A 13,954-nucleotide genomic window follows, 5' to 3' on the forward strand; every position below is an offset into this window, starting at 1 on the left:
CAGGGATCAGGCGTGCGGTGTCTCGGGCGTGGAGATGCGGCCGGTGCGCATGATGCGGTCGAGCAGTGCATCGAAATCGGCGGCGAGTTCCTGTGCCGAGTCTCCGGGCCAGATGTGCAGCGGTTTCGCGGCGCCCTGAGCCTGCTGCAGCGATGTGCGCTCGGGCAGCTGCGGCGAGAGGACGAGCGGGCCGAACATGTCGCGCAGCTCTTTGATGCGGAACTGGTGCTCGATCGACTGCGGACGCACGCGGTTCACCACGATGCCGAGCGGCTGCAGGCGCGGCGAGAGACCGCGGCGGATCTCTTCGATCGCGCGCAGGGCGCGGTCGGCGGCGGCCACCGAGAACAGGCCGGGCTCGGTGACGACCATGACACGGTCGCTCGCGGCCCAGGCGGTGCGCGTGAGAGCGTTCAGCGAGGGCGCACAGTCGATCAGCACGAGGTCGTAGTCGGCCTCGACAGACGCGAGGGCCTCTTCGAGCTTCCAGACATCGCGCACCGTGGGGTGCGGTCCGTCGAAGTTGATGGCGGACGGGCTGCCGATGAGGACATCGATCGTGCCAGGGTGCACCTTCGCCCACCCGCTGGAGGTGATCGCCTGACGGACGACCTTCTCTTTCGGGTTCGCGAGAACATCGGCAATGTTCAGTCGACCGGCGACCTGGATATCCATGCCGGTGGACACATCGGACTGGGGGTCGAGGTCGACCACGAGGGTCCGGACCCCACGGGCGAAAGCCGCCGACGCTAGGCCCAGTGTCACCGTGGTCTTTCCGACGCCCCCCTTGAGGGAACTGACGCTGAGTACGTGCACGAACACCACGTTACCGTCCCCTATGCTGGGGAAACACTCAGCCCCACCCTTGTGCGCGATTTTTTTCGCGCCTGAAGTGAGCACTACGAGGTGCGTATGTTCCAGAAGATTCTTGTGGCCAACCGCGGTGAGATCGCGATTCGCGCCTTTCGAGCCGCATTCGAGGTGGGGGCGCGCACTGTCGCGGTCTTCCCTCATGAAGATCGCGGATCAGTCCATCGGCTGAAGGCCGATGAGGCGTATGAGATCGGTGAGCGCGGGCATCCGGTCCGCGCCTACCTCGACGTCGACGAAATCATCCGCGTCGCGCTCGAGAGCGGCGCCGACGCGATCTACCCCGGGTACGGATTCCTCTCTGAGAACCCGGAACTGGCCGCGAAGGCCGCGGCCGCAGGCATCGTTTTCGTCGGGCCGCCGGCATCAGTGCTGGAGATGGCGGGCAACAAGGTCGAGGCCAAGCGCCATGCGATCGAGGCGGGGGTCCCCGTGCTCCGGTCGACAGAGGCATCCGACGACGTCGAAGCGCTCGTCGCGCAGTCCGCGGAGATCGGCTTCCCGCTCTTCGCGAAGGCGGTCGCCGGTGGCGGCGGGCGAGGGATGCGTCGCGTCGAGAGCGCCGGAGAGCTGGCACCCGCACTTGCGGAGGCGATGCGCGAGGCGCAGAGCGCATTCGGCGACCCGCGGATGTTCCTGGAACAGGCCGTCATGCGACCGCGCCACATCGAGGTGCAGATCCTCGCCGACAAGACCGGTGAGACCGTCCACCTGTTCGAGCGCGACTGCTCCGTGCAGCGTCGTCATCAGAAGGTCGTCGAGATCGCTCCGGCCCCCAACCTCGACGACAGCATTCGCCAGGCTCTGCACACCCACGCGATCGCCTTCGCGCGTTCCATCGGATACGAGAACGCCGGAACGGTCGAGTTCCTGCTGGAGACGGCGGGGGAGCGGACCGGCGAGATCGTCTTCATCGAGATGAACCCGCGCATCCAGGTCGAGCACACCGTCACGGAAGAGATCACCGACGTCGACCTCGTCCAGACGCAGCTGCGCATCGCGGCTGGCCAGACGCTCGCCGAGCTCGGACTGCAGCAGGAGAACCTGCAGGTGCGCGGAGCGGCTTTGCAGTGCCGCATCACCACAGAGGACCCCACGCAGGGTTTCCGCCCCGACACGGGGAAGATCACGACGTACCGCTCGCCTGGTGGCGCCGGCATCCGCCTCGACGGCGGCACGGTGCACCAGGGCGCGCAGATCAGCCCGCACTTCGACTCGATGCTGTCGAAGCTGACCTGCCGTGCGCGTGATTTCCCTGCGGCCGTGGCCCGCGCGCGTCGCGCACTGGCGGAGTTCCGCATCCGCGGGGTCTCCACGAACATTCCCTTCCTGCAGGCGCTGCTCGACGATGAGGCCTTCGTGAACGGCGACATCAGCACGTCGTTCATCGACGAGCGACCCGACCTGCTGGTCGGACGGGTCTCGAAGGACCGCGGGACGAAGATCCTCAACTGGCTGGTCGACGTCACGGTCAACAAGCCGAACGGTGCGCATCCCGGTCACGCGGACCCGAGCACCAAGCTCCCGGCCGTGGATCTCACGGTGGCCCCCGAGCCCGGTTCTCGTCAGCGTCTGCTCGAGCTCGGACCGGAGGGCTTCGCCCGTGCGCTGCGTGCGCAGTCGGCCGTCGCCGTCACCGACACGACGTTCCGCGACGCGCACCAGTCGCTGCTGGCGACCCGCGTGCGCACACGCGACCTCACTGCGGTCGCCCCGCACCTGGCGCGTCTCACCCCGCAGCTGTTGTCGGTCGAGGCGTGGGGCGGAGCGACCTACGACGTCGCTCTGCGCTTCCTCGGCGAAGACCCGTGGGAGCGGCTCGACAAGCTGCGCGAGGCCCTTCCGAACGTCGCGATCCAGATGCTGCTGCGCGGGCGCAACACAGTCGGCTACACCCCGTACCCGACCGCCGTGACGGAGGCCTTCGTGCGCGAGGCCGCGACGAGCGGCGTCGACATCTTCCGCATCTTCGACGCGCTCAACGACATCTCGCAGATGCGCCCGGCCATCGACGCGGTCCGTGAGACCGGAATCGCGGTCGCTGAGGTCGCCCTCTGCTACACGGGCGATCTGTTGAACCCCGCCGAGGATCTGTACACCCTCGACTACTACCTGCGCCTCGCAGAGCAGATCGTCGACTCGGGTGCGCACATCCTCGCGATCAAGGACATGGCCGGTCTCCTGCGCCCTGCGGCGGCCGCACGACTCGTCACCGCGCTTCGCGAGCGCTTCGACCTGCCCGTGCACCTGCACACGCATGACACTCCGGGCGGACAGCTCAGCACGCTGCTGGCGGCGACCGCTGCCGGTGTCGATGCGGTGGATGCCGCATCCGCGCCGCTGTCCGGAACGACCAGCCAGCCGTCGCTGTCGTCGCTGGTCGCCGCCCTCGCGCACACTGACCGCGACACCGGGATCAGCCTCGATGCCGTGTCGGACCTCGAACCCTACTGGGAGGCCGTGCGTCGCCAGTACGCCCCGTTCGAGTCGGGCCTTCCCGGCCCCACAGGGCGTGTCTACCACCACGAGATCCCGGGTGGTCAACTGTCGAATCTGCGTCAGCAGGCCAAGGCGCTCGGCCTGGAGAGCGACTTCGAGCTCATCGAGGACATGTACGCCGCGGCCGACCGTATCCTGGGACGCGTTCCGAAGGTGACCCCGTCGTCGAAGGTCGTCGGCGATCTCGCGCTGCACCTTGCTGCGGTGCGCGCGGATCCCACGGACTTCGAAGCCAACCCTGAGAAGTACGACGTGCCCGACTCAGTCGTCGGATTCATGGCCGGTGAACTCGGAGAGCTGCCCGGCGGGTGGCCGGAGCCCTTCCGCAGCAAGGTGCTCGCGGGCCGCGCGAAGCCGGCCGGTGTCACGCCCCTCTCGGCCGCCGAGGAGGACGCCCTCGCCGGCGACAGCGCGACACGCCGTCAGGCACTCAACACACTGCTGTTCCCTGCGCCGACCGATGAGTTCCGCCGCGTGCGCGCGCAGTATGGCGACCTCTCCGTCCTCGACACCTCCGACTACCTGTACGGCCTCATGGCCGGACAGGAGCACCTCATCGAGATCGACCGCGGTGTGCGACTCTACGTCGGACTCGAGGCGATCGGCGACGCAGATGACAAGGGCATGCGCACCGTCATGACCACGCTCAATGGGCAGTTGCGCCCCGTCTTCGTGCGTGACCGTTCGATCAGCGTGAATGTGCACGAGGTCGAGAAGGCGGATACGACGAAGCCGGGACAGGTCGCCGCGCCGTTCTCGGGAGTCGTGACGCTGAAGGCCGCCGTGGGCGACACCGTGCGCGCGAGCGAGCCCATCGCGTCGATCGAGGCGATGAAGATGGAGGCGGCGATCACCGCACCCGTCGACGGCGTCATCGAGCGACTCGCGATCGGTGAGACGCAGCAGGTCGAGGCGGGCGATCTTTTGCTCGTCATCCGCCCGGCGCACTAACCTTGCTTGGGCGAGTAGCTCGCCCAAGCTGGGAGTGACACCATGACCGTAGATCGCAAGAACTCGCGAAACGACGACGAGGAAGAGTCGCTCGGCGTCCTTGAAGACGCCGGGAACGTCGACACGACGGCGATCGGAATCCTCGGGGGCGCCACTGCTCAGGTGAGCGTGGCGCTCCCCGTGGAAGACGAAGACGACCTCGCCGACGACGACGTCGTCGCTGACGACGCATACGACGAGCTCATCCTCGAACAAGACCCCGCAGACCTCGTGAATCTCGGCGATGATGCTGTCGGTCGCATCCACGAGGCATCCGAGGTCGCCGACATCGTGATCGAGATCCCCGCGGACGCGGAGCTGCCGGCCGAGCCCGAGCCCGTGGTCGAGGGCGTCATCGAAGAAGCGCACGACGAGTCAGACGCAGACGCAGACGCAGACGCCGGCGAGGCCGAGACCATCGAAGACGCTGTGGTGCTCGACGAGCACACGGAAGGCGAGGCCGACGACGCAGGCGAGACGGCGGCCGCTGCGGAAGCCGATGCCATCGACGCCGAGCAGTCCGACGATCTCGAGGATGCTCCCGCAGAAGCGGCCGCTGTCGGCGATCCGGTCGAAGAGGCCGTGGATGAGGCGACTGCTCCCGACCCGACCCCTGACGCATCGGCGATCGCCAAGGCTCCCCGTCGTCCGGCGGCGCCATCGACACTGAAGGTGGTACCCGTGCCGAGCGAGACCCCCCGCGCCGCTGCCGACTCCGTCCGCGCGGCGGACGTCCCACCCGCGGCGAAGCGCCTCGACGACCTCGGCGAGCAGAACCGTGAGAGCGCGGATCTGCTGACCGCAGACCGTCTGCTCGACCCGCATCGGGTCACCAAGCCGGAGCCGCAGGGTGCCTGGAGCCACTTCGTCTACACGGTCTCGGGCCGCCGCATCAACCTCGGCGATGGCAAGCGCGCCCGCGCGCAGAAGGAACTCACGGCGCGGATCGCCGCACCCCTCGCAGGCGGCGCCCGCTTCGTGCCGGTGCTCTCACGCAAGGGCGGTGTCGGCAAGACGACGATCACTGCACTGCTGGGGATGGCGCTGGCGGACGCGCGCGACGACCGCGTCATCGCGGTCGACGCGAATCCCGACCGCGGCACTCTGGCGGAGCGCATCGCTCGTCCGAACGGCAAGACCGTGCGTGACCTCGTGCGCATTCATGACGACGTCAAGGGCTACCACGACATCTCCGCGATCGTGTCGCGCGATGCCACCCGTCTCGACGTGCTGGCCTCCGACACAGACCCGCGCGTCTCCGAGGCGTTCAACGACGAGGACTATGAGAACGTCGCTTCGGTCGCCGCGCACTACTACTCGCTCGTGCTCACCGACACCGGGACCGGAATCGTCCACTCGGTCATGGGAGCCACGCTCGACCACGCCGACCACCTCGTGATCGTGGCAGGTCTCAGCATCGATGAGGCGCGTCTGGCATCCGAGACGTTGACCTGGCTCGAGAGCAACGGCTACGCCGAGAAGGCACGCGAAGCGATCGTGGTGCTCAACCAGTCGACGCCGGGAGCGCCGCTCGTGCGTCTGGATGAGCTGGAAGCGCACTTCGGCACCCGCGTCCGACACGTGCTGCGGATGCCCTATGACGCGCAGATTGCGTCGGGCAGCGCCATCACGTTCGCGAACCTGCAGCCGGAGACCCGCGTCGCGGCTCGCCAGCTGGCCGCGCTCGTCGTCGAGAACCTTCGCTCGCGGGCGGCCTGATGACCGTTCGCGAGATCCGTGTCTTCGGCGATCCCGTTCTGCGCACGGTGTGCGCGCCCATCGAGACGATCGATGACGGCGTGCGCGCGCTCGTGGACGACCTCATCGACTCCGTAAAGGTGCCGGGACGGGCGGGAGTCGCCGCCCCTCAGATCGGCGTCGCGCTGCGCGCATTCAGCTACAACATCGATGGCGACATCGGATACGTGCTCAATCCGGTCCTCACCGAGGTTCGCGGTGACCCTGTGCCGACGGGGGAGGGCTGCCTCTCGGTGCCCGGGCTGTGGCACGACGCGCTTCGTCACCCGTGGGCACGCGTCGAAGGCATCGACCTCGACGGAAATCCGGTGGTGATCGAGGGCGAAGGGCTCATGGCGCAGGCTCTGCAGCATGAGACCGATCACCTCGACGGCAAGGTCTATCTCTCGCGGCTCGCTCCCGAGACGCGACGCGTCGCGATGCGACAGGTGCGCGAGAGCGATTGGTTCTGACGCCACGCACCGAGTCGGATGACGCATCTGAACAAGGAAAGGGCCCCCGCTCCTGCGGGGGCCCTTTCTTCGTCGCTGCTCAGCCGAGCGGCACCGTGGTGGTGGAGGTCGGCTCGCTGTAGATCTTCTGGATCTCGTCATCGAAGTCGGCCATGATGACATTTCGCTTGATCGACATCTTCGGCGTGAGGTGTCCGCTGGCCTCGGTCCATTCCAGGGGAAGGATCGTGAACTTGCGGATCGACTCGGCGCGCGAGACGTGGCTGTTGGCCGCATCGACGGCGCGCTGGACCTCCGCGCGCACGGCGTCGTTCTTCGCGGCATCGGCGAGCGACATGTCGGCGGGGAGCCCGTTGTTGGCGAGCCAGGTCGGCAGCATCTCGCTGTCGAGCGTGACGAGCGCGGAGATGAAGGGGCGCTGGTCGCCGACGACCACGACCTGACCGACGATCGGGTTCGAGCGGATGGGGTCTTCGAGCGCGGCGGGGGCGACATTCTTTCCGCCGGCTGTGACGAGGATCTCCTTCTTGCGGCCCGTGATCGTCAGGAAGCCTTCTGCATCGAACGATCCGATGTCGCCCGTCCGGAACCAGCCGCCCTCGCTGAACGCCTCTGCGGTCGCCTCAGGGTTGTTCCAGTACTCCTTGAAGACGTTGATGCCGCGCACCTCGATCTCGCCGTCGTCGCCCAGGCGGACGCCGACACCGGGAAGCGCAGGACCGACCGTGCCGATCTTCGACTTGTCGGCGAGGTTCACCGTGGCGGGAGCGGTCGTCTCGGTGAGTCCGTAGCCCTCCAGGATCACGACGCCGAGGCTGTGGAAGAAGTGCCCCAGTCGCGAGCCCAGGGGAGCGGAACCGGAGACGGCGTACACGACGTTGCCGCCCATCGCGGTGCGCAGCTTGCTGTAGACGAGCTTGTCGAAGAGCGCGAACTTGATCTTCAGGCCCAGAGGAATCTTCTTGCCCTCTTCGAGGAGGCGCGAGTGCTCGACCGCGGCCGCTGCGGCAGCGCGGAAGATCTTGCCCTTGCCGCCGGCCTCTGCCTTCTGCTCGGCCGAGTTGTAGACCTTCTCGAAGACACGCGGGACGGCGAGGAGGAAGGTCGGCTTGAACGACCCGAGCGCGGGCAGCAGCTGCTTCGTGTCGGGCTGGTGGCCGGTGCGCACGCCCGAGTGCACCGCGAGGATCGAGATGAAGCGAGCGAACACGTGCGCGGTTGTGATGAACAGCAACGTGGAGGCCCCAGGCATCGAGACGACGGCATCGAGCGACTTCGCGGAGTTGCGCGACAGCTCGACGAAGTTCGAGTGCGTGAGGACGCAGCCCTTGGGGCGCCCGGTGGAGCCGGACGTGTAGATCAGGGTGGCGAGATCGTCGCCACGAGCGATGTTGCGACGCCGTTCGATCTCGGCGTCCTCGACGTCGGCGCCCTGTGCAGTGAGGGTGTCGATCATGCCGAGGTGCATCTGCCAGATGTCGCGGACGAGCGGGAGTTCGCTGCGCACCTCATCGACGCGGGCGAAATGCTCGGGCGACTCGAGGATGAGTCCGGTCGCACCGGAGTCCTCCATGATCCACTGGATCTGCGACGGAGAGCTGGTCTCGTAGATCGGCACCATCACGGCGCCGGCATAGAACAGCGCGAAGTCGATGAGGGTCCACTCGTATGTCGTGCGCGCGATGAAGCCGACCTTCTCGCCCGGCTGGACTCCTGCGGCGACGAAGCCCTTGGCGAGTGCGACGACAGCAGCCTGGAACTCGGCCGCGGTGATGTCGCGCCAGCCCTCGCCCTCGGGGACAGAGAAGAGCGCCAGATTCGGCGTCTTCTGAACACGTTGGACCAGCAGATCCGTGATGTTCGCTTCGGGATCAGCAGGGACGATCGCAGGGACTTCGAACTGGATCACGGCAACTCCTTCGGTACCGGACGGGGTACGGGCTTTTCCCGAGTCTAGGGCAACGCACCCCGCTGTCGGGGGGATTTTGATGGGATTCAGTTGCAATATTCTTGACACTGAGTCGCACGGCCCGGCATGTCGTGGTTGACGGTCTCGTCGTGCGTGCACCCCGGCGATAGACTGCACTCGATGTTCTACTGGCTGATGAAGAATGTGGCGATCGGCCCCTGGGTGAAGGGGATCTTCCGTCCATGGATCGTCGGGCGTGCCAACGTTCCGACCACCGGGGCGGCCATTCTCGCGAGCAATCACCTCTCCTTCGCCGACTCCATCTTCCTGCCGCTCATGCTCGATCGGCCGATGGCCTTCCTCGCCAAGAGTGACTACTTCACAGGTCGCGGCATCAAGGGGTGGGCGACCAAGGTGTTCATGAAGGGCACCGGTCAGCTTCCGATCGACCGCTCCGGCGGCAAGGCCTCCGAGGCGTCGCTGAACACCGGGCTCCAGGTCTTGGGCCGTGGCGAGCTTCTCGGCATCTATCCCGAGGGCACCCGCAGCCCTGACGGCAAGCTGTATCGCGGACGCACGGGCATCGCCCGCATGGCTCTGGAGGCCAAGGTCCCGGTGATTCCGGTGGTGATGGTCGACACGGACCGCGCAATGCCGATCGGACGCAAGGTCCCGCGCATCGTGCGTGTCGGAATGGTCATCGGCGAGCCGCTCGACTTCTCGCGATACGACGGGATGGAGAACGATCGCTACATCCTGCGCTCGGTCACGGACGAGATCATGGTCGCCCTCCAGCGACTCGGGGAGCAGACCTACGAAGACGTCTACGCCTCGACGGTCAAAGACCGCCGTCCCGGCGCCGTCACAGAGGCCCGCTGACGCATCCGAGGCCTCTCCCGGCGGGCTAGGATTACCGCATGCCTTCCCTTTCCGACCTTGATGCGTGGCGCTCGCTTCCCATCAAGCAGCAGCCCCAGTGGCCCGACGCCGAGCGAGTCGCGGCCGTCTCCGCACAGCTCTCGGTGATGCCTCCGCTCGTTTTCGCGGGCGAGGTCGACAACCTGCGTGAGCGTCTCGCACGCGCCGCTTCGGGGCAGGCCTTCCTGCTTCAGGGCGGCGACTGCGCGGAGACGTTCGCCGGTGCGACCGCCGACCAGATCCGCAACCGCATCAAGACGGTGCTGCAGATGGCTGTCGTGCTCACCTATGGCGCGTCGATGCCGGTCGTGAAGATGGGACGCATGGCGGGCCAGTTCGCCAAGCCGCGCTCCAGCGACACCGAGACGCGCGGCGAGGTCACTCTTCCCGCCTACCGCGGCGACATCGTCAACGGCTACGACTTCACTGAGGCTTCGCGCACGGCAGACCCGGGCCGTCTGCTCCAGGGCTACCACACCGCATCCTCGACGCTGAACCTGATCCGGGCCTTCACGCAGGGTGGCTTCGCCGACCTGCGCGAGGTGCACTCCTGGAACAAGGGCTTCGCGCAGAACCCGGCGAATCAGCGCTACGAGCGCATGGCCGCGGAGATCGATCGTGCGATCAAGTTCATGGAGGCCGCCGGCGCGGACTTCGACGAGCTCAAGCGCGTCGAGTTCTTCACGGGCCACGAGGGCCTGCTGATGGACTACGAGCGCCCGATGACGCGCATCGACTCGCGCACGGACACCCCGTACAACACCTCGGCCCACTTCCTGTGGATCGGGGAGCGCACGCGTGAGCTCGATGGCGCACACGTCGACTACTTCTCGAAGATCCGCAACCCGATCGGCGTGAAGCTCGGACCGACCACAACGCCCGAGACGGCACTGGCGCTCATCGACAAGCTCGACCCGAACCGCGAGCCCGGACGCCTGACGTTCATCACGCGGATGGGGGCCGACAAGATCCGCGACGCACTGCCGCCGCTGCTCGAGGCCGTAAAGGACTCGGGTGCGACGCCGCTGTGGGTCACCGACCCGATGCACGGCAACGGCATCACCACGCCGACGGGCTACAAGACGCGACGCTTCGACGATGTCGTGCACGAGGTGCGCGGCTTCTTCGAGGCGCACCGTGCGGTCGGCACGTTCCCGGGCGGCATCCACGTCGAGCTCACCGGCGATGACGTCACCGAGTGCCTGGGCGGTTCCGAGCAGATCGACGAGGCAGCCCTCGCGACCCGCTACGAGTCGCTCTGCGATCCGCGCCTGAACCACATGCAGAGCCTGGAGCTCGCCTTCCTCGTCGCGGAAGAGCTCGAGAAGCGCTGAGTCACATGGCCTGACAACGTGAATGCCCTCCCCGATCGGGGAGGGCATTCGTCGTTCGTGGGGATGCGCGAGGCGCGAGCGGACGGTTCGCGCTATTCGGAGGCGAAGACGCGCACCTTCGCACCGCGGTCGAGCATCGTGCCGTCTTCGGGGTCGGTGCGCGTGGCTGTGAAGAGGCCCCAGATGAACTGCGGCACGCTCGTGTTCGGCTCGAAGCCCTGCTCCTGGAGAAGCGCCATGGCGTCGGCGAGGTTCATGCCTTCGACGTCAGGCACCTCGATGGGCTGGGGGCCCTGCGAGACGACGAGGGTGACCGCGTCGCCCGGGCGCCAGTTTCCTCCGTCGCTGCGGTCCGCGATGCGGATGACGCGGTCCTTCTTGATCTCATCGCTGTACTCGGTGACGGTCTCGTCGCTGACCTCGAGCTGCTTGTCGCCCAGGGCCTTCGCCGCCTGATCGATCGTCATGCCCGTGACATCCGGAAGGGCGCCGAGCGAGACCAGCAACACGACCGTGTCTCCTTCGAACAGTGTGCATCCCTCGCCACAGGGGTACTGATCGCCGCCTGCGCGTGGCGCGACGTCGGCGTTGATGACGAGGCCTTCTGCGGCGCCGGAGAAGAGGGCGACGCTCTCGCCGACATTCGCGCCGATTCCTTCGAGGTACGCCTTGGCGTCTGCCTCTGACTTGCCGTTGAGGGGTGGCACCGTCTGCTCGGCAGGGCCCGTCGAGACGAACACCGTCACGGCGGTGCCCCGGTCGCTGCGTGTTCCGTTCTCCGGGTCGGTGCGAATCACGACGCCGACCGGAACGTCGAGAGAGTTCTCGCTCGCCTCCGTGGGCACGAAGCCCTGCTCCGTGAGGACAGCGGCTGCATCCGGATAGTTCGAGCCCGCGACATCCGCGATGGCGACGAGCGAGCCGGGGCCCGATCCGAACCACCATCCGGCACCGGCCGCCGCTGCGGCCAGCAGCAGAACGAGGGCGATGAGGAACCCGCCGCGGGCGCGACGCTTGGCACTGCGACGACGCAGGAGAGTGGCGTTGTCGAGTGGCGCGGCGCCGGCATCGATCGCCGTGGTGGGGGCACCGGTCGAGGTGCCGGGCATCACCAGCGTGAGGTCGCCGGAATCGACGAGTGAGGTGGCGGAGCGCGCGGTCTGTGTTGTCACCGTCGGCGTGATGCCCAGCTCGCGTTCGATCACGCGCAGCCGGTCAAGCATCTCCTGTGCGTTGTTCGGACGCTCATCCGGGGACTTCTCGGTCGCCCAGAGAACGAGCTCATCCAGCTGCTCCGGAACGCCAGGATTGCGGACACTCGGACGGGGCACCGACTCCGTGGCGTGCTGGAAGGCGATCTGCATCGGCTGCTCGCCCTTGTAGGGCTGCTCGCCCACGAGCATCTCGTAGAGCATGATGCCGAGGGCGTAGATGTCGCTGCGCGCGTCGGCGGTGCCACGGGTCACCAGTTCGGGCGCGAGGTACGCGATGGTTCCGAGCAGCTGCTGCCCGGTCGCGGTGTTCGCCGTCGTCGCACGGGCGAGTCCGAAGTCGCCGATCTTGATCCGACCGTCTTCCGCGAGCAGGACGTTCTCGGGCTTCACATCGCGGTGCACGATGTCTGCGGAGTGCGCGGCGGCGAGCCCCGAGAGGATCGCGTCCATGATCGTGATCGTCTGCGGGATCGACAGGCGACGCTGCTCGCGCATGAGCTCGCGCAGCGTGATGCCGGGCAGGTACTCCATGACGAGGTAGGCGAGGTCGCCGTCCTGGCCCTGGTCGAAGACGTTGACGACGTTGGGGTCGGCCAGCCGGGCCGCGGCGCGTGCCTCCTGGATGAACCGGCTCTGGAAGACCGAGTCGTCGCTGAGGTGGCCGTGCATGACCTTCAGCGCGATGCGACGCTCAAGACGAAGGTCGGTGGCGACATAGACCGTCGCCATACCGCCACGGGCGATGCGAGCTCGAACCCGGTAGCGGCCGTCAACAAGCCGCCCGATGAGGGGGTCGGCCTGTTGATTGATCGTCACCCTCAGAGTCTAGAGAAGTCCAGCTGAAAGCCTTGGCAACGGCTCGCACATCCGCGGTGCGAGTCGGGAACGCATGGCCGGCTCAGCCGAGCTCGGCGAGCCACTGGTGCGCCTGAGCCTCCCAGGTCCCGTAGCGGGCCGGGAACGCCGAGATCTGCACGGCCTGAGCCGCGTCGGTGAATGCCATAGATTCCCAGCCTTCGAGATCGAGAAGGCCTGTCGTGGCCGCGCCGTTGGGGTCGGACGCGCCGCCGTAGAAGACGCGGATGCTGCGCGTGGGATCCATGATCTGCTCCGGCGTGCCCCACCCTGTGCTGGGGCGCTGTTGAAACAGACCGAGCGAGTCGCGGTCGCCCCAGTCGAGGTTGCGCAGCCACGACTCCACCATCGCGGTCGCGAGAGCGATGGCCACGCCGCGGTCAGAGACACCGAGTTCGCGACCGATGGTGATGATCAACTGCGCATTCGCGATCTGCTCGGCATCCAGTGTGGCCCACTGCTCCGTGAGCTCAGGCGGCACTGCGGCGGGCGCGGGTGCCGCAGCGGGAGCGGGTGCGGGGGCGGGCTGCGAGAGTGCGAGGGTCTGCCCGGGGTAGATGATCGAGTCGGGCCCGAGTCCGTTCGCTGCGAAGAGCTGATCCAGAGTGATGCCGTGTGCGCTGGCGATCGCATACAGCGTGTCGCCGATGACGACCTCGTAGTTCGCGGCCGTGGGGGCGGCTACCTCGGAGGGCGCAGGAGCGGGAGTGGGAACCGCGGTGAGGGCGAGGACATCACCCGGGTAGATCACCGATGACCAGGACAGCCCGTTCATGCTGAGCAGCGCGTCGACATAAAGACCGAAACGCTGGGCGATGTCGTAGGGCGTGTCGCCAGCGACGACCGTGTAGCTCGCGGGCGTTGCCGAAGACCCCGCTCCTGATGGGGCGGAAAGGGCGCTCGATGGCCCGGAGGTTCCGCGGAGCAGTGGGCGGATGTCGCGCGTGTGGCCTCTTTCCTCTGCCATCGCCGGGGGAGCGCTGAGCGTCGCCGCGACGGTGGTGAGGACGACCGCGGGCAGTGCCCACGGCAGATTCTGACGACGTGTCGCGATGGTGCCGGCCACGGTGACCCCCTTGTTCGGCGCAGAAGATGCCCTTTCGACGCTGTCACGGAAGGCACCACACGTCAACAGGAGTTTTCAGAGTGACGCGT

At 67.2% G+C, this 13,954-nt stretch carries 9 protein-coding genes; 5 read left to right on the forward strand and 4 right to left on the reverse strand.

All coding sequences use genetic code 11. The annotated features are described in order from the left end of the window. Window positions 1-6: 6 nt before the first annotated feature. A complete protein-coding gene (locus tag JOD62_RS13200; protein WP_204939710.1) occupies window positions 7-816 on the reverse strand; it encodes a ParA family protein in 810 nt (269 codons plus the stop codon). A 96-nt stretch (window positions 817-912) separates the two neighbouring features. On the opposite strand from JOD62_RS13200, the gene JOD62_RS13205 reads away from it, so the two are divergent. The 3 genes from JOD62_RS13205 to JOD62_RS13215 are packed head-to-tail and all read left to right on the forward strand — an operon-like array spanning window position 913 to window position 6,569. Further along, a complete protein-coding gene (locus JOD62_RS13205; protein WP_204939711.1) occupies window positions 913-4,320 on the forward strand; it encodes a pyruvate carboxylase in 3,408 nt (1,135 codons plus the stop codon). 42 nt (window positions 4,321-4,362) lie between these two features. Further along, window positions 4,363-6,078, forward strand: coding sequence for a MinD/ParA family ATP-binding protein (locus tag JOD62_RS13210; protein WP_204939712.1), 1,716 nt, complete (start codon window positions 4,363-4,365; stop codon window positions 6,076-6,078). Beyond that, the gene (locus JOD62_RS13215; RefSeq protein ID WP_204939713.1) at window positions 6,078-6,569 is read left to right on the forward strand and encodes a peptide deformylase; all 492 of its coding nucleotides are present in this window, start codon (window positions 6,078-6,080) and stop codon (window positions 6,567-6,569) included. The genes JOD62_RS13210 and JOD62_RS13215 overlap by 1 nt, the downstream gene beginning before the upstream one ends. 79 nt (window positions 6,570-6,648) lie before the next feature. Here the strand turns inward: JOD62_RS13215 and JOD62_RS13220 are convergent, their stop codons facing one another. Beyond that, a complete protein-coding gene (locus JOD62_RS13220; protein ID WP_204939714.1) occupies window positions 6,649-8,478 on the reverse strand; it encodes an AMP-dependent synthetase/ligase in 1,830 nt (609 codons plus the stop codon). A 180-nt stretch (window positions 8,479-8,658) separates the two neighbouring features. Between JOD62_RS13220 and JOD62_RS13225 the strand changes: the two genes are divergently transcribed. Beyond that, window positions 8,659-9,357, forward strand: a complete 699-nt coding sequence (locus tag JOD62_RS13225; RefSeq protein WP_204939715.1) for a lysophospholipid acyltransferase family protein — start codon at window positions 8,659-8,661, stop codon at window positions 9,355-9,357. Between the two features lie 38 nt (window positions 9,358-9,395). Beyond that, entirely contained in the window at window positions 9,396-10,730 is a 1,335-nt protein-coding gene (locus JOD62_RS13230; RefSeq protein WP_204939716.1) for a class II 3-deoxy-7-phosphoheptulonate synthase, read from the forward strand. Window positions 10,731-10,822: 92 nt separating this feature from the next. Here JOD62_RS13230 and pknB read toward each other — a convergent pair whose 3' ends face one another. Both pknB and JOD62_RS13240 read right to left on the reverse strand, forming a co-directional pair. Continuing rightward, on the reverse strand, window positions 10,823-12,760 hold the full coding sequence (pknB, locus tag JOD62_RS13235; RefSeq protein ID WP_204939717.1) for a Stk1 family PASTA domain-containing Ser/Thr kinase: 1,938 nt from the start codon (window positions 12,758-12,760) through the stop codon (window positions 10,823-10,825). A gap of 82 nt (window positions 12,761-12,842) precedes the next feature. After that, on the reverse strand, window positions 12,843-13,865 hold the full coding sequence (locus tag JOD62_RS13240) for a LysM peptidoglycan-binding domain-containing protein (protein ID WP_271171548.1): 1,023 nt from the start codon (window positions 13,863-13,865) through the stop codon (window positions 12,843-12,845). Between the last annotated feature and the right edge of the window lie 89 nt (window positions 13,866-13,954).

The sequence above is a fragment of the Microbacterium keratanolyticum genome, from assembly GCF_016907255.1.
GTDB lineage: Bacteria > Actinomycetota > Actinomycetes > Actinomycetales > Microbacteriaceae > Microbacterium > Microbacterium keratanolyticum.